Origin of the sequence: Staphylococcus gallinarum (assembly GCF_000875895.1) — a bacterium.
Classification (GTDB): Bacteria; Bacillota; Bacilli; order Staphylococcales; family Staphylococcaceae; genus Staphylococcus; species Staphylococcus gallinarum.
This window is the reverse complement of the sequence record NZ_JXCF01000256.1, coordinates 209,086-230,111: the sequence shown is the minus strand read 5'-3', so window position 1 is coordinate 230,111 and position 21,026 is coordinate 209,086. Positions and strand designations below refer to the sequence as shown.

Here is a 21,026-nt window from a genome sequence, read left to right as displayed (position 1 = left end):
GCAATATAAAAATGAGAAAATCTTATGATTATATTATCATTGGTGGCGGAAGTGCTGGTTCAGTATTAGGAGGCAGATTAAGTGAAGATGCTTCAAAAAACGTACTTGTATTAGAAGCAGGACGTAGTGATTATCCTTGGGACCTATTAATTCAAATGCCAGCAGCATTAATGTACCCAGCAGGTAACAAGCTATATGACTGGATTTATGAAACAAATGAAGAACCACATATGGATGGACGTAAAGTAGGCCACGCACGTGGTAAAGTATTAGGTGGTTCAAGTTCTATCAATGGTATGATTTATCAACGTGGTAACCCAATGGACTATGAGAAATGGGCTAAACCAGAAGGTATGGAGAAATGGGATTTTGCACATTGTTTACCATACTTTAAACGATTAGAAACAACTTTCGGCTCAACTAAAGATGATCCATATCGTGGACATTATGGTCCGATTAAATTACGTCGTGGCCCAGCTACAAACCCATTATTCCAAGCATTCTTTAATGCAGGAGTAGAAGCAGGATATAATAAAACACCTGACGTGAATGGTTTCCGTCAAGAAGGTTTCGGACCTTTTGATAGCCAAGTACACAATGGACGTCGTGTATCAGCATCAAGAGCTTATTTACACCCAGCAATGAAACGTAAAAATCTAGACGTACAAACACGTGCATTCGTTACTAAATTGAATTTCGAAGGTAATAATAAAGTGACAGGTGTTACATTTAAGAAAAATGGTAAAGAACATACTGTAGAAGCAAAAGAAATTATTTTATCAGGTGGGGCAATCAACTCTCCACAATTATTACAATTATCTGGTATTGGTGATTCAGAACACCTACGTTCAGTTGGTATCGAGCCACGTTTACACTTACCTGGTGTCGGTGAAAACTTTGAAGACCATTTAGAAGTATATGTGCAACATGCATGTAAAGAACCTGTATCAATGCAACCAAGTTTAAATAAATTAAAAATGCCATTTATTGGTTTACAATGGATCTTCGGACGTAAAGGTGCTGCAGCATCTAACCATTTCGAAGGCGGCGGATTCGTACGTTCAAATGACGAAGTAGATTATCCAAACTTAATGTTCCATTTCTTACCAATTGCTGTAAGATATGATGGTACAAAAGCGCCAACAGCACACGGATACCAAGTTCACGTTGGTCCAATGTACTCAAATTCTCGTGGTCATTTGAAGATTAAATCTAAAGATCCGTTCGAAAAACCAGACTTTGTATTTAACTATCTATCAACAGAAGAAGATAAACGTGAATGGGTAGAAGCAATCAAAGTTGCAAGAAACATCTTGTCTCAAAAAGCATTAGATCCATTTAACGGTGGAGAAATTTCACCAGGACCTGAAGTTCAAACAGACGAAGAAATTATCGAATGGGTTAAGCGTGATGGTGAAACAGCATTACATCCATCATGTAGCTGTAAAATGGGACCTAAATCTGATGAACTGTCAGTTGTTGACCCAGATACATTTAAAGTACATGGTATGGAAAACCTACGTGTAGTAGATGCATCTGTAATGCCACGTACGACTAATGGTAATATTCACTCTCCAGTACTAATGATGGCTGAAAGAGCAGCTGATATCATCAGAGGTAAGAAACCATTAGAACCAGAATATATTGATTTCTATCGTCATGGTGTACATGACAAAGATGCTGGAACTATTAAATAATTCCACTCACCAATAGTGATTATATAGCATATAAAAATAAAGCAGTGAAGCTGACGTTATAACTAACGTGACTTCACTGCTTTTTTGATATGGAATGTGGGTACAACAAATGATGATTGATTTAATAGACAAGCATTTAGTTACTGCTATTCAAGGTCGACTTCGTTTTATATATTATTTTATATTAAATTCTCCCAAACGATGTTATTCCTTTTCGATAAGCGTAAATTTATGTTCTAAAGTGTTTAATGCTTCTTCGATTAAGGTACTTTGTTGCATGAGATTTTGTTGGTGTAGCTTCAATATTTCAATCCTATCGTTTTTAGTTGCTGGACCTTGATGATAGAGTTCTGCAATTTGTTTGATTTGTGCAATAGGCATATGTGTTTGTCTCATACACTTCACAAATTCTATCCAATAGAGGTCTTCTTCCTTAAAATCTCTATTACCATTTTGATCGCGTTCAATAAATGGAAATAATCCGGATTTGTCATAGTATCTAATTGTGTGTGCACTCATGCCAATTTTTTCTGCTGCCTGCTTTACATTCATTATAAACGCTCCTATATTGCAATTGCGGTGTTTTTTAGTTAATCATTGTTATGGTTAATTTAATAGATTTAATCTAGTTGTTATTTATACTGAATAAGAGATTGAACTAGATTATCATGATCTTGTTCAATGTACGCACTGAAGCCGAATTTACTTTCTAAATCAGTTTTTAGTTGTGCTAATTCTGAATAATTGATGGCACTGATATCTGTGATGCTAAGTCCGATTGCTTTAATATCATCATGATATAAGTGGTTTTCGTGAGACAGTTCAATGATATACTCTGCAAGCTGGTTGACATACTCTGTTGGTTCTATTCGTACGGTTTGTTGATCAATGATTTCACCTTGCCCGTCAATGATGCTTAATTGCGTATTTGGATTTAAGAAATCTGCTATAAAATATTGCATCTTTAAAACCTCCATTTATCTTGTCGTGTAACCCCCATTTGCAAATAGCGTTTGACCGTTAATCCACCAACCTTCTAAAGTGAGAAATTTGACGATTGGCGCAATATCTTCAATTTGTGTGAGTTGATTGTGTAATGCTTGCGATTTATGGAAAGCAACAGCATCGTCAGATTCTTGCGGATAAAAGAAAGGTGTATCCATTGGGCCTGGTGCCACATTATTTACAGAAATACCACGTGCCATAAACTCTTTAGAAGCAGCTCTTGTATAATGTTCTAGTGGTGCTTTTTCACCTGCATACGTTGAGTAGAAACCTGTATATGCTGCTAACAATGATGTTGCAATTGAAATAATTTTCCCGTCATCATTCATATACTGTTCTGCATATTTAATAAAAAAATATGCCTGTTTGGCATTGATAGATTGCATTATGTCGAAATCTTCTTCACTGGTATCTGCAATTGGTTGTTTTAATACTTTACCCACTGTATTGATAGCGATATCAATTTTTCCGAAAGTTTTTTCGGCAAATGCAAATAAAGCTTGGATATTTTCGATTTGAGTTAAGTCACCAGAAAAGATTGCGCCGTTACCTCCTAAGTCTTTGACGGTTTCTAAAGTATGATTAGCTTGCTTTAAACTGTTATCATTATGATGATGAATGATAATATTTGCACCCTCTCTTGCATAGGTTTCACTTAATAAGCGACCTAGATTTTTTGCTCCCCCGGTAATGACTACGACTTTGTTGTTTAATGAATTAAATTTACCCATCATATTACCTCCTAATTTTTATAACGTTACGTTACACCTTAGAGTACGCTCTTAAGCAAGTTATATGTAGAAGGGGGTTAAGATATATCAATTAAAAACCACAAACAAATTAGGGAGTATCCCATTTGTTGGTGGTTTTAGTTTAATGATCTTATTTGGAGTTTATTAATTTTAGCACAGATTTAAATAGAAATTATTTTTCAGTTATTAAGTCTGAAATTGCTTTTGAAGCTTTACCATTTTCTATTGAACAGAAATCATTATAGAATTTATCAATCTTACCTTGGTAGTCATTGGTAATTTTATCTAAGTTCTGTAAATCATCTGCTAATTGATAAGCATCTTTATAAATTGGACCTGGTAAGTCGTTGTGGAAATCAAGATAGAATCCACGTAGGTCTTGGTCATATTTATCTAAGTCATAAGCAAAGAAGATTTGAGGGCGTTTTAATACACCGAAATCGAACATAACTGATGAATAATCTGTAATTAAACAATCAGAAATTAGATATAGCTCTGAAATATCGCTGTAATTTGATACGTCTATTGCAAAGTCTTCGTAACCACGTAGGTCTAACGCATTTGAAATTAGATAATGCATTCTTAGTAATACAACATAGTCGTCGCCTAGCTTTTGTTGTAAATTATCTAAATCAATTTTTAAGTCGAATAGATATTTACCTTTTTTCACAAATTCATCATCTCGCCAAGTAGGAGCATACATAATGACCTTTTTACCTTCTGGAAGGTTTAGATTTTCTTTAATTTGTTGTATAAATGCTTGGTCATTCGCTCTGTTTACTAAGACATCATTTCTAGGGTATCCAATTTCTAAGATTTTTTCGGGTGGCATCCAGAAAGCTGTCTCGAAAATTTTAGATGAATATGCATTTGGTGAGATAAGGTAATCCCAACGATTAGTTTCTTCACGGAAATTACGTTTATAATTATCCGTTGTTGTACCTGGCATACGAACGACTTTCATGTCATTTGCTAATCGTTTTAAAGGTGTACCGTGCCATGTCTGTATGTAGACTTGGTTTGGTTTTTTATTTAAATAAAGCGGTAATCTAGCGTTAGACACCCAATATTTAGCTCTTGAATATGCATCATAGTAAGCAGCAGAGCCTTTCTTTACTTTTTTAGCTGGACCAGGTAAAAAGGCTTTGTCTGGACTTTTGAATACCCAAATAAATTCTAATTGAGGATAATGTTTCATCATATATTCATAAATATATTTAGGGCTATCGCTATAATTTTTACCACCAAATGATTCAAAAACAATCGTTCTTGGATTTACTTTATCGATGTTATCGGTTAATTGATAGTGTGCACGATTTTTATTTTTCCTTTTTAGAACAACACTTTTCAATAATCTCGTATTTTTGCGTATGCGATTGACTTTAAATGCTTTATTACGTTTGTTAAACATCAATAATAGCATTTCTATAATAAATAAAGGTTTTTCATTTTTTATAATAGACGGGAATAATGAACGTACTACTTTTGGTAATAATTCACTATGTTGTTCGTAACGTTCTGGTGTCTTTCTCAATGACGGTTCGAATGAATGCTTCAGTAAGTTTTTCATTTTATTGCGAATGAATGCTTTGTTTTCTTGTCTTGACGCACGTTTGACTGAGTCACTAAAGCTATAAACATAATCGTTAAAGATTACGCCAAAGTCTTGTTTAGATAACGTCGGTTTTAAAAATGGATCATATACTTCTCCTTTAATATAGAAAGGGAAGCGACTGACACGTACGAATTTATTAGCATATTTAATAAATTCTAGTACAAATGACCAGTCAATAAATATATTTAAATCTTCATTAAACTGTATGTTGTGTCCATGGACGATAGCAGTTTTAAAGACGATATTACACGCAGAATGCTTACGTAAAAATTGATTAGAATTTTCTTTCGTATCTAAGTAACTAACTCTTACAAGATTTTGATCCACATATTGAGGAATATCAAGTGTAAATGAGTGAATTGGTGCGATTAAAGCATCAAAATGATTCAAGTTTTTCATATAGAATGATAGGGCGTAAGAAGCGAGATAATCATCTGAATCTACAAAAACGAAGTAGGGCGCTTCTACTGATTTCATTGCCACATTTCTTGCGTGTGCATGGCCCATATTTTGTTCTAAATCAATTTCTTTAACGGTAATATCCCAATCTTTAAGTATTTGTGTAGCGATGACTTTAGATTGGTCCGTTGAACCATCGTTCACTAAGATTAATTCGAAATCTTGGAATCGCTGATGTTTAAGACTATTTAGACATCTCTCTATATAATCTTCTGAGTTGTAGTAAGTTACTATAACGGATATAGACTTCATTGTTTTACCTCTTTTTCAATTTTTTTCTTAATTTTTATAAGGTAGAATGTAACAAAAAGTAAGTGGTTATTTCAAATGTTAACTTACTTTGGTCATACCTTAGTCTAGATACAGTAGTTTCTCTGTATTAAGAAATAGTAGTAGTCTTGTTGTTTGTATGAATAGTTAAATTATACCATGTAAATGTGTATTTTTTACTTTTGAATTATGAAAATACAGCACATGGTAAAAAACCACCTCTCTTATTTTACTATAAAAATTTAATATATCTAGTGATTAAACTAAATTATAGGTAATTTTTGTAGAATATTATTTAAAATTTAATATTAGTTCTAAAAAATAAAACGTAAATATACAACAATGTTTTGTGTTATATGATTTGAGTACAATTAGAATAGTTTTTAGTGTGGTTTATGGCAATGAAAACAATCAAATAAATAGTAAACATAATAATAGAAGGAAGTGATCAAATGTTTATTAAATTAGCGACGAATAAAGACTTGAAAGTGATTTATAACGCAGTACCCTATTTGTTTAAAGAGGCTATGAATTGTCAAATAGCTGTATCTGATGATGCACTTAAAGCATTATCGAAAGAATTAGTGTCAAAAGGTGCACGATACTTTGTGTGGAAAGAAGGGGAATCGATTAAAGGTTTTATATTATTTGATACAAAATTTGATTATTTAACACAACAAGCATATGGATTTATTTATGAGCTTTACGTGTTTGAGGAATATAGAGGGATGCATATTGCAAAGGAATTAATAAACTTTATTCAAAAGTATGCACAGGATCAAGGACTTCTGACTTTAAAATTAAATGTCTTCACAAGTAATACGGTACAGCGTTTTTATACTGCGTTAGGATATCAAGTGGAGCAAATGACCATGAGTTTATCATTAGAATGAAAGACATAATAAATAGAAAGATTATATTTTAAATTAAAATTTTAAGTGACATTATTGTTGTCGTTACAAGGGTTTTTGGATTTTTAATTTTTTGAAAAATCAAATTAATTAAAAAATTATATTGACAACGCTTACAAATAGAGTTAAGTTTTCTTATGATTTAAGTGTTTAAACATGGGGGGAGCAAGGTGAAAAATTATCGATACTTTATCATTACGATGATCATCGTAATGACTATGATTAATTATGTTGATCGTGGTGCTATTTCATATGCTCAAGAAGATATTATTAAGGAATTTGGTTTTGATAATATTGCTTGGGGTGCTATATTAGGCTACTTTGGATATGGTTATATGCTTGGTTCGTTATTTGGAGGCATTACTGCAGACAAAAAAGGGCCGAAGTTTGTATGGCTAGTGGCTGGAACATTATGGTCACTGTTTGAAATCGGTATGGCTTTTGCAGGTGAAATAGGCATGGCATTGTTTGGTGGATCAGCAATTGCTGGATTTGGATTGATGCGTGTATTATTTGGTGTGTCAGAAGGTCCAATCTTTTCGACAATTAGTAAAACAAATGCTAACTGGGCTGCACCAAAGGAACGCGGATTACTGTCTGCGCTTGGCTTGATTGGTGTACCATTAGGTGCATTGATTACGGCACCAATTGTATCAGGATTCTTAACGATTTCTAATTGGCGTGTATTATTTGTTTTATTAGGGCTTATTGGACTTATTTGGATTATCATATGGTATAAAGTGTTTACAGACTATCCAGAAGATAATAAACATGTGTCTAAAGAAGAATTAACGGCAATACGTTCTACTGAATCAACAGTCGAAGGTGAAAAAACTGTAGAAACAGAGCACAATGCACATGAAAAATGGTATCATTTTTTCAAGAGTCCGACGCTTGTGTTTAATATGATTGGCTACTTTGGCTTCCAATACATAAACTTTTTAATATTAACTTGGACACCAAAATATTTACAAGATGAATATCATTTTGAAATACATTCGTTATGGTATTTAGGTATGATTCCATGGATTGGGGCTTGTTTTACTGCGTATTTTGGTGGTAGACTTTCGGACTGGTTACGTTATAAAACAGGCAGTCTTAGAATTGCCAGATCCGGTTTAGCTATTTTTGGAATGACTTTAGCGGCGATTTGTTTCTTGATTATTCCAACAACTAACAATATTGCCTGGATTATGTTTTTGATGATGTTAGGTAATGCTTGTATCTTCTTGCCAAATGCCGTTTATTGGGCAGTCATTATTGATACAGCACCTAAAAAGACTGGAACATATGGTGGAATGACACACTTTTTCGTGAATTCCGCTACGATTATCGCTCCGACTTTAACAGGAATCTTAGTAACATCTTATGGTTATTCATCAATGTTTATTTCAGCGGTCATTGCAGCAGTTATAGGTATTATTGCAATGTGCTTTGTTAAGCCAGGTATAAAGAAAATATCTATTAATAATTAAATGTAAATTGAATTTTTGAAGTGAATTAATAATATGATATGAAAATGCACATTTCTAATTAAAGAAATGTGCATTTTTTGTGTTTAGAAGTTATTTTTAAAGATATGTAAAATAATATTTGGTAATTTTATAAACAGATGATTTGTAATCCGTAATAAATTGAGTATAATTTGATTTTGTAAAAAATAATTAAGGAGCATTGAACATGATTAATAATAATTTTGAAGATGTAGTAATGAATAGAAAATCAGTTAAAGTATTTGATGAAACTGTTAAAATACCTCAAGCAGAAATGGACGAAATCATACAAAAAGCAACGAAGGCACCTTCTTCTGTAAATATGCAGCCATGGCGTTTCTTAGTAGTAGAAAGTGACGAAGGTAAAGATAAATTACGACCACTTATTCGCTTTAATACGAGACAAAATGATACTTCAGCAGAAATGGTAGTCATCTTTGGGGATATGCAAAACTACGAGCACGGTGAAGAAATTTATAATAGTGCTGTAGAGCATGGGATGATGCCAGAAGATGTTAAAGATGAAATGTTAGCTAAAGTATTACCATACTATAAAAGTTTATCAAAAGCAGAAATGAATGACATCATTAAAATAGATAGTAGTTTAGCAGCAATGCAATTTATGTTAGTAGCAAGAGCATATGGTTACGATACAAACCCAATTGGTGGATTTGAACGTGATCAAATTGCAGAAGCATTTGACCTTGACCCAGAACGTTATGAACCAGTGATGATTGTTGCAATTGGTAAAGAGAAAAATCCTGGTCATGATTCATATAGATTACCAGTAGATACTGTGACTCGCCACGTATAGAATATAGATAATGTAAGACCCTTAAAAGCTTAACCATTTTAGATAAAGGCTTAAAGTAAGATACTAAGTCAATTTATCAACGGTTGAAGTTTAAGGGTCTTTTTTATGCTTTGATATTTTTATGTTTTGTAATTTAATTAAAGATTAATAATTACTACTAATGACAGTTATAGGTTTGCATAGATGAAAGCTATATAGCGGATTTAATCTTTTACACGTTTCGCTAAATCAGTCATAAACTTGAAGAACCTATCATGGTCAACGTGATAGACTACCGCGAGGGGTCTACCTGCTTGTTCATCTATATATGTTTGACCTTGGCTTGGTCCGTTTGTATATACTGATGCCATGACTGTCTTTTGTTTCACGAGGTCTGGGCATCCCGTATAAGCAGTAGTTAAGACATCCCATAGAAAATAAGTTGAGTTAGTCTGGAAGTGCGTTAATGGTGGAACAGCTGCATAGCTGACACCTAAGAAGTCTACACCAGTGTACTGCCTTTCATTTGCCCAGGCCTGTCTAATATCCCAGGTCAAAGGTACTTGATTTGTGCTTTCTAATGCAACCATATCAATTTTGATGTCTGTATCAAAGACGGTCTTGACTGCTTCAGGGTCCCAAAAAGCATTCCACTCTGCAGTACCATCATGTTCAGGCTCCTCGACATTTCCTTTTGATAAGAAAGTACCGCCCATCCAAACCAGTCGTTCAATATGTTCAGTGATTGTAGGATCAACAGTAAGTGCCTTTGCCAGATCTGTTAATGGTCCAGTAAATAATAATGTAATTTTTTCTGTAGCGTTATGTAACTTTTCAATAATATCTTCGTATGCATGATGTGACAGCATCTGTGCATGTTGTGCTTTAACAGGTTCGTTTAATATCGGTAAAGCATCCATGAAAAATGCGTGCATACGCCAATCTTTAGGAAAAGGGTTCTTTCCACGCTCTACTGATGCAGCAACATCAATTGGATAATGAGCAAAGCGATTAATAATTTTTTGTGAAGCGCTTACTGCAGGCTCTACATAACTATCAGCACCGATTGCACTTACACCCACTAATTTGACATCATCCATTTGTAGTAGAAGAAATAAGGATACTAAATCATCTACGCCACCATCATGGTTAAAATATATGTGTTTCATTTGGTAATAGACCTCCATGTAAAAATTAGAATTATCTATATTATATCAAAGAATTACTGTGATGATTTTTTATAAATGCTGTCGCAATATCTATAGTTGTTATTAATTTATGCTATTTATAAAAGTGTAAATTGTTTATTGATAGTTGCATAGGTTATTTAAAAAAGTAAGCGAATTTTTAAGGGGTGTAATTTTTGTGAAATTTAAAAAGGAAAATGTTAATAAGGTAGATTCAGATCAAACTAAGAAAAGTATAGTTGCAACTGGTATAGGTAATGCAATTGAATGGTTTGACTTTGGTTTGTATGCACAATTAGCTGTAATTTTAAGTGCTAATTTCTTTGGGAACTTACCGGCACAACTACAAATTATTTCTACTTTTGCAGTGTTTGCATTTGCGTTTATTGTGCGACCAATTGGGGGGATTTTTTTCAGTCATTTAGGTGATAAATATGGGAGGAAAATCGTATTATCAACAACCATATTACTTATGGCAGCATCTACTTTACTATTAGGGCTCTTGCCAACACAGGAACAAATAGGTATTTGGGCACCAATTCTATTGTTAGTAGTGCGTATGGTGCAATCATTTTCAACTGGTGGAGAATATGCAGGGGCAATGACTTATATTGCAGAGACAGCGCCTGATAAGACACGAGGTAAGCTAGGTAGTGGATTAGAAATAGGCACATTAATAGGCAATATCATGGCGGCCCTATTGGTTGGTACGCTTTATGCATTGCTAAGTGACCAACAAATGTCTGACTGGGGTTGGAGAATTCCATTTATTTTAGCAGCACCATTTGGCATTATAGGCATTATTTTACGTTCAAGCCTTGATGAAAGCCCGGCCTATGAAACGACATTAGAAGAACAACAAGCACTAGAATATTCCTATTTAGACATATTCAAATATTATTGGAAAGACGTTATCGTTTGTTTTACAGGAGTGGCCTTTTTAAATGTGGCAAATTATATGGTGTTGTCGTTCATGCCTTCATTCTTAAATCAAACAATTCATTTAGGTGGAGCCATGGGATCCGTATTAAGTACATTGACAATGGTTATAATGATTCCAGCAGTATTTTTCTTTGGTTGGTATAGCGATAAAGTGGGTAATAAAAGAACTATCCTCTTTGGTCTAGTTGGCTTTAGTTTGTTTTCAGTCTTTGCATTTTGGCTGATGAGCATACCAGTTTTACCTCTAGTCATTGTCGGTTTATTAATTATTGCTTGTTTTATGGCTACATTTGAAGGTGTGATGCCTTCATTACTACCGAGTATGTTCTATACAAAAGTGAGATTGCGCACGTTATCACTTGTTTATAACATTGGTGCTGCAATTTTTGGTGGACTTACACCATTTATTTTATCAACCTTAGTAGAGACAACTGGACAAAAAATTGCGCCATCTTACTATTTAATGTTTATCAATGTTGTTGGTCTCATTGTCTTTGTGACGATGTTTAAGTCAACTTCCAATAAATCATTAAAAGGTTCATATCCAAATGTAGAAACAGATAAAGAATATGAGGAAGTGGTGAATAACCCTGAAGAAGCCTTATGGTGGGAGCAGGAAAATAAAATAAATAACTCATCATCTTGATAACTATTGTTATTTAACTTTATTAGAGTAAAAATATTTATTAACTATAATTTTTAATAAGTATAATTGGTGATTATATATTTGAGTAACATTATAAAATGCAATTATTAACTATCTAAAGGCTCTAAAATCCATATTTAATAATTATTTATGTAAAAATACAATAAATAGTATAATATGTAACAAATAATTTGAAATCTAGGGTTAAATTCACTATGAACCGTTGATATGACAGTCTTTAACCTTTATATGAGCAATGAATTGTTGTAGATGCCGATATACTATTTATGAATAATTGAGTAACATCAATAAAAAATGCTTCATCGACTTTATATAGTGACGGGAAAGGCAATTTGTTGCGTGCTACGTTTATGCATTTTGAAGTCGTATAACGTATTAATATTCAATTGTATTCAAAAAAATAGCGATAAAATGTTGATTTGACTTGAATTTTAATATGCGTATAATAACAACATATACAAGAAAGTGTATACATTGTACATTTACCTTGATATGAATATAAAAAGATGAATAGTAGGAGTTTTTATGGGAAAACAGAAAAAGAGTGAAAAAATTAATTTGTCGCAGCTTGTACTATTAGGGCTTGGATCACTCATTGGTTCAGGTTGGCTATTTGGTGCATGGGAGGCGTCTTCTATTGCTGGCCCAGCTGCAATTATTTCATGGATTATAGGTTTTGTAGTTATAGGCTCCATCGCTTATAACTATATTGAAATTGGTACAATGTTTCCACAATCAGGCGGAATGAGTAACTATGCTCAGTATACACACGGTTCGTTACTAGGATTTATTGCTGCGTGGGCAAACTGGGTATCTTTAGTTACAATTATTCCAATTGAAGCCGTTTCTGCAGTTCAATATATGAGTTCATGGCCATGGGAGTGGGCTAAATTTACGTCCGGTTTAATGAAAGGTGGCACAATCAGTAATTCTGGATTGTTTGCTGTGTTTATTATCATCATTATCTTTTCATTATTAAACTACTGGTCAGTTAAATTACTTACTTCATTTACGAGTTTAATATCTGTATTTAAACTTGGTGTGCCATTATTAACTATTATTATGTTAATGATTTCTGGATTTGACGCAGGAAACTATGGTCATACTGCAGGTCAATTTATGCCGTATGGATCAGCACCAATATTTGCTGCTACAACAGCATCCGGTATTATCTTCTCATTTAATGCTTTCCAAACAATCATTAATATGGGTTCTGAAATACAGAAACCAGAGAAGAATATTGCAAGAGGTATTGCAATTTCACTAACACTAAGTGCCCTACTTTATATTGTATTACAGAGTACGTTTATCACATCTATGCCACAAGATATGATTCATTCTAAAGGTTGGAGTGGAATTAACTTTAACTCTCCATTTGCTGATATGGCTATCTTATTAGGTTTAAATTGGTTAGCGATACTACTTTATATAGAAGCAGTTGTGTCTCCATTTGGTACAGGTGTATCATTTGTGGCTGTTACAGGTCGTGTATTACGTGCAATGGAGAAAAATGGACATATTCCTAAGTTCTTAGGAAAAATGAACGATAAATATAAAATTCCACGTGTCGCTATTATTTTTAATGCCATTATCAGTATGGTCATGGTATCACTATTTAGAGATTGGGCAGTGTTGGCGAGCGTAATTTCAACGGCAACATTAGTTGCGTACTTAACTGGTCCAACGACCGTTATTTCATTACGTAAAATGGCGCCAAAAATGCACAGACCATTCCGTGCAAATATGTTGAAATTTATGGCACCATTCTCATTCGTGTTAGCTTCACTAGCAATTTACTGGGCAATGTGGCCAACGACAGCTGAAGTTATCTTTATTATTATCTTAGGTTTACCGATTTATTTCTTCTATGAATATAAGATGAATTGGAAAAATACTAAGAAACAAATTGGTGGTAGTTTATGGATTATTTTATACTTAATTATTCTTGCCTTCTTGTCATTTATAGGAAGTAAAGAATTTAAAGGTATGAACTGGATACATTATCCATATGACTTTGTCGTTATTATCATCGTTGCATTAATCTTTTATAAGCTGGGTACTACAAGTTACTTTGAAAGTGTGTACTTTAAGCGCGCTAAAAAGATCAATAAAGATATGCGTCAGAATTTAAAAGAAGAACAAAAGTTAGAAAACCAAGAATAAACATTGATAATTATAAAAAGAACAAACTGGACTAATTATGTACCAGTTTGTTCTTTTTTATTTCAAAGTTAAGAAATTTTTTTTGGTCTTTTAAAAGATATGAAAAAATAAAAATTTCTGAATGAAAAATATGCAAAATAAATACATCATAATATTGTGAAGATATAGCCGTTGAATAAGAATGATATGGATTCTTAATTTTAAAAAATCAACAGTGTAGTAAATTAAAAGATTTAAAATATGCAATTTTTTTAAAAATAATCTTTGACTAATTGCCAATATCGTTGTATGATTTTGAATATTAATTCAATTTCAGGAATAAATATAAAGGAATGAGGGTTAAGATGAACGATTTATTTGAATTAACAGATCGATACAGTTCTAACAATTACAGTCCATTAAAACTAGCTTTGACTAAAGGTTTAGGCGCTAAGGTTTGGGATGTGGATGGAAATAGTTATATTGACTGTGTATCAGGATTTTCAGTCGTCAACCACGGTCATTGTCATCCTAAAATTATTAAGGCTTTCCAAGAACAAAGTGAAAAAATAACCATGGTATCTAGGGCACTCTATAGTGACAATTTAGGTCAATGGGAAGAAAAAATATGTAATCTTGCAAACAAAGATAAGGTATTACCAATGAATACTGGTACAGAAGCCATAGAAACAGCAATAAAGATTGCTCGTAAATGGGGAACAGATGTCAAAGGTATTGAAGAAGGTAAACCAGAAATAATCGCAATGAATGGAAACTTTCATGGTCGTACATTAGGTGCACTGTCACTTTCATCTCAAGAAAGTTATAAAAAAGGGTTTACGCCATTATTAGATAATATGCATACAGTTGATTATGGAGATGTTACAACCTTGAAATCACTTATCAATGAAAATACAGCAGCTATTATCTTAGAACCTATACAAGGTGAAGGTGGTGTAAATATTCCGCCAGAGTACTTTATACAGGAAGTGCGTAATTTATGTGATCAACATAATGTATTGCTAATTGCTGATGAGATTCAAGTTGGTTTAGGCCGTACCGGAAAACTATTTGCAATTGAGTGGGAAGGTGTAGAGCCAGATATTTATTTGCTTGGTAAATCATTAGGTGGTGGACTATATCCGATATCTGCGGTGCTCGCTAATGAAGATGTAATGAATGTCTTAACACCTGGAACACATGGCTCAACATTTGGTGGAAATCCACTTGCTTGTGCTGTGTCTAGTGCAGCATTAGATGTACTAATAGACGAAAATTTAATTGAAAGATCTGCTGAGTTAGGTCAAAAATTATTAAACCAATTACAGCTTATTGATAGTGATTTAATTGTAGATGTCAGAGGTAGGGGATTATTTATCGGAATCGAACTTAACAAACCAGCGCAAACCTATTGTTTAGAAATGATTAAACAAGGTGTGCTATGTAAAGAAACACAGGGTAATATCATTAGAATCTCGCCACCATTAGTAATAGATGAAGAAGAAATCGCTACAGTAGCGAAAGTAATCACTGAAGTATTAGAACAAGCAAACCATTAATACCATTAAAAGTCCGAATATTCAGAAAGGAATGAACGTTATGATAGAAGTTGGGATTGTAGGAGGAAGTGGATATGGTGCAGTCGAACTCATTCGACTCTTAGTACATCATCCAGAAGTTAAAATTAAATATGTGTTTTCACATTCAAAGGCAGATGAACCCATAAGCAAAACATTTCCTCACTTAAATCACTTAACACATCATTACGAAGAACTAAATTATGAAACGATATCATGTGATGTAGTGTTTTTTGCAACACCTTCAAATGTTAGTAAACATATAGCTCCGAAGTTAGTAAAACAAGGAATTAAAGTCATTGATTTATCTGGAGATTTCAGATTGAAGGATAGAGATGTATATCAGCAATTTTATGGTGAAGAAGCAGCACCACAGGAACAACTGGATGATGCAGCTTATAGTATTGCTGAATGGTCTAATATCAAACAGACGGTTCCTAATTTGATTGCGAATCCTGGATGTTTCCCAACAGCGACATTGTTAGCTTTGCATCCAGTTATCGATCGACGAGTGGTCGATACAAATTCGATTATTATCGATGCTAAAACTGGTGTTTCAGGTGCAGGAAGATCACTCTCACAAAATGTCCACTATTCCGAAATGAATGAAAATTTTAGTGCATATGGTATAGGCAAACATAAACATAAACCTGAAATTGAACAATATTTATCTCAAGTTGCTGAGAAAGATATTAATGTTATATTCACGCCACACCTCGTTCCTATGACTAGAGGGATTCTGTCAACAATATATGTGAAATTAACTGAAGCATTTTCAGCTGAGCAACTGCATACAGTATATGAGAAATATTATAAAGACAAGCCGTTTGTCAGAGTTAGAGACTTAGGAGAATATCCTAAGACTAAAGAAGTTTACGGAAGTAACTATTGCGATATCGGTCTATATGTAGATGAGACGCAGCAAACAGCAGTTATTGTATCTGTAATTGATAACTTAGTAAAAGGTGCAAGCGGACAAGCGATTCAAAATTTGAATTTAATGTTTGGATTGCCAGAAACAACTGGATTAAAACAAACACCAGTATACCCATAAATTGAGAAGGAGAGATACTATGAAAGATATTAAAACAATTGATATATTAGATCAACTAAATGTAGACTTACAAGGTGATGTTAGTTCTCCGTCCGGTTTTGTAGCTGGTGGTTTCCATGTTGGTTTGAGAAAGCAACGCAAAGATTTTGGTTGGATTTATTCAGAAAATGAAGCGGCAGCAGCAGGTGTTTATACATTAAATCGTTTTAAGGCAGCACCATTACAAGTTACAGAAGCATGTATTAATAATAATCAAACGTTGCAAGCAATCGTTGTTAATTCAGCAAATGCGAATGCTTGTACAGGTGAAAAGGGATTACAAGACGCTAAAGACACACAAGCATGGGTTGCACAACAGTTAGATTTACCAACACATAATGTAGGTGTAGCATCTACAGGCGTTATAGGTTCCTTTTTACCAATGGATAAAATTCATTATGGAACGCAGAATGTAATGAAAGATGAGTATAATCATGGAGCCTATTTTAGCGAAGCCATTCTTACGACAGACACTATTACCAAGCATTTATCAGTACAAGTAGAAATAGATGGTAAAACAATAACAATAGGTGGGACAGCAAAGGGCTCAGGTATGATACATCCAAATATGGCTACAATGTTAGGCTTTGTCACAACTGATGCCAATATTGAAAGTATGGAATTATCAAACACATTAAAACAGTCTGTCGATCAATCATTTAATATGATTACTGTAGATGGTGATACGAGTACAAATGATATGGTGTTGTTTATGGCGAATGGTCAAGCTGAAAATAATACCCTCACACCGACACATCCAGATTGGCATAAATTTAATTATGCATTAAATTTTGTAACACAGTACCTTGCTAAAGCTATTGCAAAAGATGGAGAAGGTGCAACCAAATTAGTTACTGCAAAGGTTAATGGAGCAGCAGATACAGATGAAGCGAGAAAGATTGCTAAAAGCATTGTATCATCTAATTTAGTTAAATCAGCGATACATGGCGAAGATGCAAATTTCGGTAGAATTATTACAGCCATAGGTTATGCTTCACAAAATGTTGAACCAAGTGAAACATATGTCAAGTTAGCTGAGGTTCCAGTTGTTGAAGAAGGTATGGCAGTTTTATTTGATGAACAATATTTAAAAGAACAACTTCAAGGTGACAATATTGAAATAGAAGCGACTGTAGGTACTGGCGATGGAGAAGCTGCAGCCTATGGTTGTGACCTATCATATGATTATATACGTATAAATGCTTCATATAGAACATAAGGGGTGTATAGATAGTGAGTTATATCATAATAAAAATTGGTGGTAGCACCTTAACGCATTTACATGAATCTATTATCGAAGATATTGTAACATTGAAACAACAGGGGTTAAGACCAATCATTGTACACGGTGGAGGACCGTTTATCAATAAGGCATTAGAGAACAATGGTGTAGCAACAGAATTTCAAGATGGTTTACGTGTAACGACGAGTGAAGTGTTAACTGTCACTTGCCAAACATTAATTGGACAGGTTAATCCACAATTAGTCAGTAAAATAAATCAAAATACTGCTGTAAGTGTTGGCTTAAATGGGATAGATGGTAATCTCGTTGATATCATTCCATTAAGTGAAAAATATGGATTTGTTGGTGAACCTACAGATATAAATACAGAACTGTTAGAACATATAACTGATCATTTTATACCAGTTATAGCATCTATTGGCATGAAGCATGATACTCAGCAATTATACAATATCAATGCAGATACATTTGCATATAAAATTGCACAGACATTATCTGCACCTATCTATTTGTTGAGTGATATTCCAGGTGTACTCATTGAAGCACAGGTACAACAGACGTTAAATGCTGAGCAAATTCAGAATCATATTGATAGTGAAGCAATATATGGAGGTATGATTCCTAAAGTACAAGATGCAATTCAAGCAATTGAACAAGGATGCGAGAAGGTTGTAATTGCAGCAGGAGACGAACCCCATGTAATTGACAAAATTTTAAATAGTGGGAACGTAGGTACTACGATACAACAATAAATATCTGAACAGTTGCAGATAAAAAACAGTTCGAGACAATATGCATTGTTACCATGCCTCAAAGGCAGTGGCATATACATATGTTATCTCGAACTGTTTTTTAGTGTAATACTGGTGATTATAATTCAAGCTTACAAACAATTTTAGAATTATAATCTTATGGTATATTGATGATTATTTTTCGACATAAGTAGTTAATAATTCAATGTAGAAATCGATGAATTTAAAGTACATGTCTTTTTCAACGCGTTCATTTACTTGGTGAGGTTCACTTCCAGGTCCAAACACTAGGAATGGGAAAGATTCATCTTTACCACGTAATAAATTAGAAGCATCTGTTACGCCACCAATTGGAGATGCAAGTAAATCTTTATTGAACATGCGATCACCGATTGCTTTGGCCGATTCGATAAGGCCATTTTGACCAGTTGTTAGAACTGGTTCTAGATCAAGGTATAAATCACTTTCCAAATTTGCACCTTGGCTGTTATGTTTTTCAAGTGTATCTGCAAATAATGATTTAACCTGATCATTATTATACTCAGGAATTGTACGAATATTAAAGTCAGCATTAGCAGACTCTGGTACAGAGTTAACTTGTACGCCACCTTGGATTAATGTATTGCTGATTACAAGACCTTTTAATACATCTTCAATTTCACCTTTGTCGATTGATGCAGGTAATGATGTATTGAATTTTTGTAGCAGATTAGAAAAATCTAATGATTCACCTTTAACTTCTTTAGAAATTCTAGCATATGCTTCATCTATATCTTGTATAAAATCAATTAAAGGCTTAATTGCATTGATACCAAAAATTGGCATTGAACTATGTGCAGATTTACCAATAGATTTAATTTTATAATCCATAGAACCCTTATGCGCATATACGAGCATATCTTGACATGGTTCTGCAATAACTAAAGCTTCTACATCATCCATATAGCCTTTTTCGTATAACTGTTGAGAACCTAATTGTTCCATCTCTTCACCAGTTGTAGCTAAAAATCTAATACGTCCATTTTTTAAGGCATTTGAGTTGTTAATCTCGATTAAAGCAATTGCTAATGCTGCAAGTCCTGATTTCATATCAGCAGCACCGCGACCATATAAGAAACCGTCTTCCTCAGTTAACTTAAATGGATCATATTTCCATTGTTGACGATCGCCTTCAGATACGACATCCATGTGACCAGAAATGCCAATTACAGGTCCAGCCTCACCGATTTCTGCAATTAAATTGGCACGACGTTCGTCTACTTTATCAATTGTTGAATCGATGCCATGTTCGGCGAAAAGTTTTTGAAAATACTCACAAACTTGAATTTCATTATCGTTTACTGTATTCATTTCCACAATATCAGATAATATTTGCACTTTTTCCTCATTTGAAAATGTGCTCATAATATACCACTCCTTTAACAAACTATATAAATTATACATCTGTCTTATTATTTTGATAAGAAAAATGCTTACAATTAAAATGCAAATTATATATAAGATGATATAATTTATTAATTTTTAAGATTAAAATATCAATAGCGTTGTGGTTAAAATACGTATATTAAGAGAAAAGATAGTTGGCATTATTGTGGTATAGCATTTACTTTGATACTGGCTCTAATATCCAATTGTTATCAATGGCATAGGATAATTCGAATTGATCAGTTCGGATTGTCAGCGGATGAGCCTGTGATAGTTTATCAGAAAATAACCACTTTCTTTGTTCTGGTGTTAACAATAGATAACTTTCATCATTCATGTCGCCAATGAAATTCAACTGATTGGAATTGAACGGTTCCCCATTATGTACAGTGACATTATAGTTCAATAATGCAGGATATAATGTGTCTAGATCGTTACATACAAAGCTCATTTCACTTACTCTAGTAAATTCTGGTTCGTCTGTGATGTTGCTTGCTCTAGCAATCAATTCGACAATATTTCCTGACGGATCATTGAAATACATAGATTGTGCAACAAATGATTCACAATAGACAGAGTGTTTACCATCTTCCATTAATAAGAATAAGATGTTTTGAAAATGTTGTTTCATCTCATAAAAATAATTATATGGAATATCTATCGCAAAATGATAATAAGGCTGCATATTATCTTCCGTACGTTGAAAACATAAAGTAGTTTCCCCAATTTTCACCTTAAAATAATCAACATTAACTTCTAACATAGGACATTCTAGTATTTCATCATAAAATTGCATTGTTTCAGAAAAATTTGATGTAAATAAAGTAATTTGTTCAAATTTCATAGGATCCCCCATCCATTCCCTTAAGTTTAAACAATATATGATTCTAATTTTATCTGTACTGTAACAGAATAATAAATAAGATGATATTATTAAGAATTTATTTTGTACAAATAAATTAATTTTAGGAGATATTGTAAATTAATGAGTAAATATTATATC

17 protein-coding genes are annotated in these 21,026 nt (G+C 33.4%); 10 read left to right on the top strand and 7 right to left on the bottom strand.

Annotation, left to right across the window (positions count from 1 at the left end):
* Window positions 1-11 precede the first annotated feature (11 nt).
* Window positions 12-1,697, top strand: a complete 1,686-nt coding sequence (gene betA, locus SH09_RS15340; RefSeq protein ID WP_042740461.1) for a choline dehydrogenase — start codon at window positions 12-14, stop codon at window positions 1,695-1,697.
* 204 nt (window positions 1,698-1,901) lie between these two features.
* Here the strand turns inward: betA and SH09_RS15335 are convergent, their stop codons facing one another.
* The 4 genes from SH09_RS15335 to SH09_RS15945 all read right to left on the bottom strand — a co-directional run bounded on the left by SH09_RS15335 (window position 1,902) and on the right by SH09_RS15945 (window position 5,780).
* A complete protein-coding gene (locus SH09_RS15335) occupies window positions 1,902-2,249 on the bottom strand; it encodes a MerR family transcriptional regulator (protein WP_042740460.1) in 348 nt (115 codons plus the stop codon).
* Window positions 2,250-2,329: 80 nt separating this feature from the next.
* Complete coding sequence (locus SH09_RS15330) at window positions 2,330-2,659, bottom strand: ROK family protein (protein WP_042740459.1); 330 nt, start codon at window positions 2,657-2,659, stop codon at window positions 2,330-2,332.
* 15 nt (window positions 2,660-2,674) lie between these two features.
* Window positions 2,675-3,433 (bottom strand): SDR family oxidoreductase, encoded by a 759-nt coding sequence (locus SH09_RS15325; RefSeq protein WP_042740458.1) that lies wholly within the window; start codon window positions 3,431-3,433, stop codon window positions 2,675-2,677.
* Window positions 3,434-3,626: 193 nt separating this feature from the next.
* Window positions 3,627-5,780 (bottom strand): bifunctional glycosyltransferase/CDP-glycerol:glycerophosphate glycerophosphotransferase, encoded by a 2,154-nt coding sequence (locus SH09_RS15945; RefSeq protein WP_071225815.1) that lies wholly within the window; start codon window positions 5,778-5,780, stop codon window positions 3,627-3,629.
* 470 nt (window positions 5,781-6,250) lie between these two features.
* Between SH09_RS15945 and SH09_RS15315 the strand changes: the two genes are divergently transcribed.
* The 3 genes from SH09_RS15315 (at window position 6,251) to SH09_RS15305 (ending at window position 9,016) form a co-directional block, all read left to right on the top strand.
* Complete coding sequence (locus tag SH09_RS15315; protein ID WP_042740457.1) at window positions 6,251-6,691, top strand: GNAT family N-acetyltransferase; 441 nt, start codon at window positions 6,251-6,253, stop codon at window positions 6,689-6,691.
* A gap of 188 nt (window positions 6,692-6,879) precedes the next feature.
* On the top strand, window positions 6,880-8,184 hold the full coding sequence (locus SH09_RS15310; protein ID WP_042740456.1) for an MFS transporter: 1,305 nt from the start codon (window positions 6,880-6,882) through the stop codon (window positions 8,182-8,184).
* A gap of 205 nt (window positions 8,185-8,389) precedes the next feature.
* Window positions 8,390-9,016: a nitroreductase family protein gene (locus SH09_RS15305; protein WP_042740455.1), complete on the top strand. Its 627-nt coding sequence runs from the start codon at window positions 8,390-8,392 to the stop codon at window positions 9,014-9,016.
* Between the two features lie 203 nt (window positions 9,017-9,219).
* Here the strand turns inward: SH09_RS15305 and SH09_RS15300 are convergent, their stop codons facing one another.
* The gene (locus SH09_RS15300; protein WP_042740454.1) at window positions 9,220-10,164 is read right to left on the bottom strand and encodes a nucleoside hydrolase; all 945 of its coding nucleotides are present in this window, start codon (window positions 10,162-10,164) and stop codon (window positions 9,220-9,222) included.
* A 196-nt stretch (window positions 10,165-10,360) separates the two neighbouring features.
* Between SH09_RS15300 and SH09_RS15295 the strand changes: the two genes are divergently transcribed.
* The 6 genes from SH09_RS15295 to argB all read left to right on the top strand — a co-directional run bounded on the left by SH09_RS15295 (window position 10,361) and on the right by argB (window position 18,598).
* Window positions 10,361-11,770, top strand: coding sequence for an MFS transporter (locus SH09_RS15295; RefSeq protein ID WP_042740453.1), 1,410 nt, complete (start codon window positions 10,361-10,363; stop codon window positions 11,768-11,770).
* A 546-nt stretch (window positions 11,771-12,316) separates the two neighbouring features.
* Window positions 12,317-13,954: an APC family permease gene (locus SH09_RS15290; RefSeq protein ID WP_042740452.1), complete on the top strand. Its 1,638-nt coding sequence runs from the start codon at window positions 12,317-12,319 to the stop codon at window positions 13,952-13,954.
* A 344-nt stretch (window positions 13,955-14,298) separates the two neighbouring features.
* On the top strand, window positions 14,299-15,492 hold the full coding sequence (gene rocD / locus SH09_RS15285; protein ID WP_042740451.1) for an ornithine--oxo-acid transaminase: 1,194 nt from the start codon (window positions 14,299-14,301) through the stop codon (window positions 15,490-15,492).
* A gap of 40 nt (window positions 15,493-15,532) precedes the next feature.
* Window positions 15,533-16,564 (top strand): N-acetyl-gamma-glutamyl-phosphate reductase, encoded by a 1,032-nt coding sequence (gene argC, locus SH09_RS15280; RefSeq protein ID WP_042740450.1) that lies wholly within the window; start codon window positions 15,533-15,535, stop codon window positions 16,562-16,564.
* A gap of 19 nt (window positions 16,565-16,583) precedes the next feature.
* Window positions 16,584-17,822, top strand: coding sequence for a bifunctional glutamate N-acetyltransferase/amino-acid acetyltransferase ArgJ (gene argJ, locus SH09_RS15275; protein ID WP_042740449.1), 1,239 nt, complete (start codon window positions 16,584-16,586; stop codon window positions 17,820-17,822).
* 14 nt (window positions 17,823-17,836) lie between these two features.
* The gene (gene argB, locus SH09_RS15270) at window positions 17,837-18,598 is read left to right on the top strand and encodes an acetylglutamate kinase (protein WP_042740448.1); all 762 of its coding nucleotides are present in this window, start codon (window positions 17,837-17,839) and stop codon (window positions 18,596-18,598) included.
* 174 nt (window positions 18,599-18,772) lie between these two features.
* Here argB and SH09_RS15265 read toward each other — a convergent pair whose 3' ends face one another.
* Window positions 18,773-20,002 (bottom strand): ArgE/DapE family deacylase, encoded by a 1,230-nt coding sequence (locus SH09_RS15265; protein ID WP_042740447.1) that lies wholly within the window; start codon window positions 20,000-20,002, stop codon window positions 18,773-18,775.
* Window positions 20,003-20,201: 199 nt separating this feature from the next.
* Window positions 20,202-20,867 carry a hypothetical protein gene (locus tag SH09_RS15260; protein ID WP_042740446.1) on the bottom strand — a complete coding sequence of 222 codons (666 nt, stop codon included), beginning with the start codon at window positions 20,865-20,867 and terminating at the stop codon, window positions 20,202-20,204.
* Window positions 20,868-21,026 lie beyond the last annotated feature (159 nt).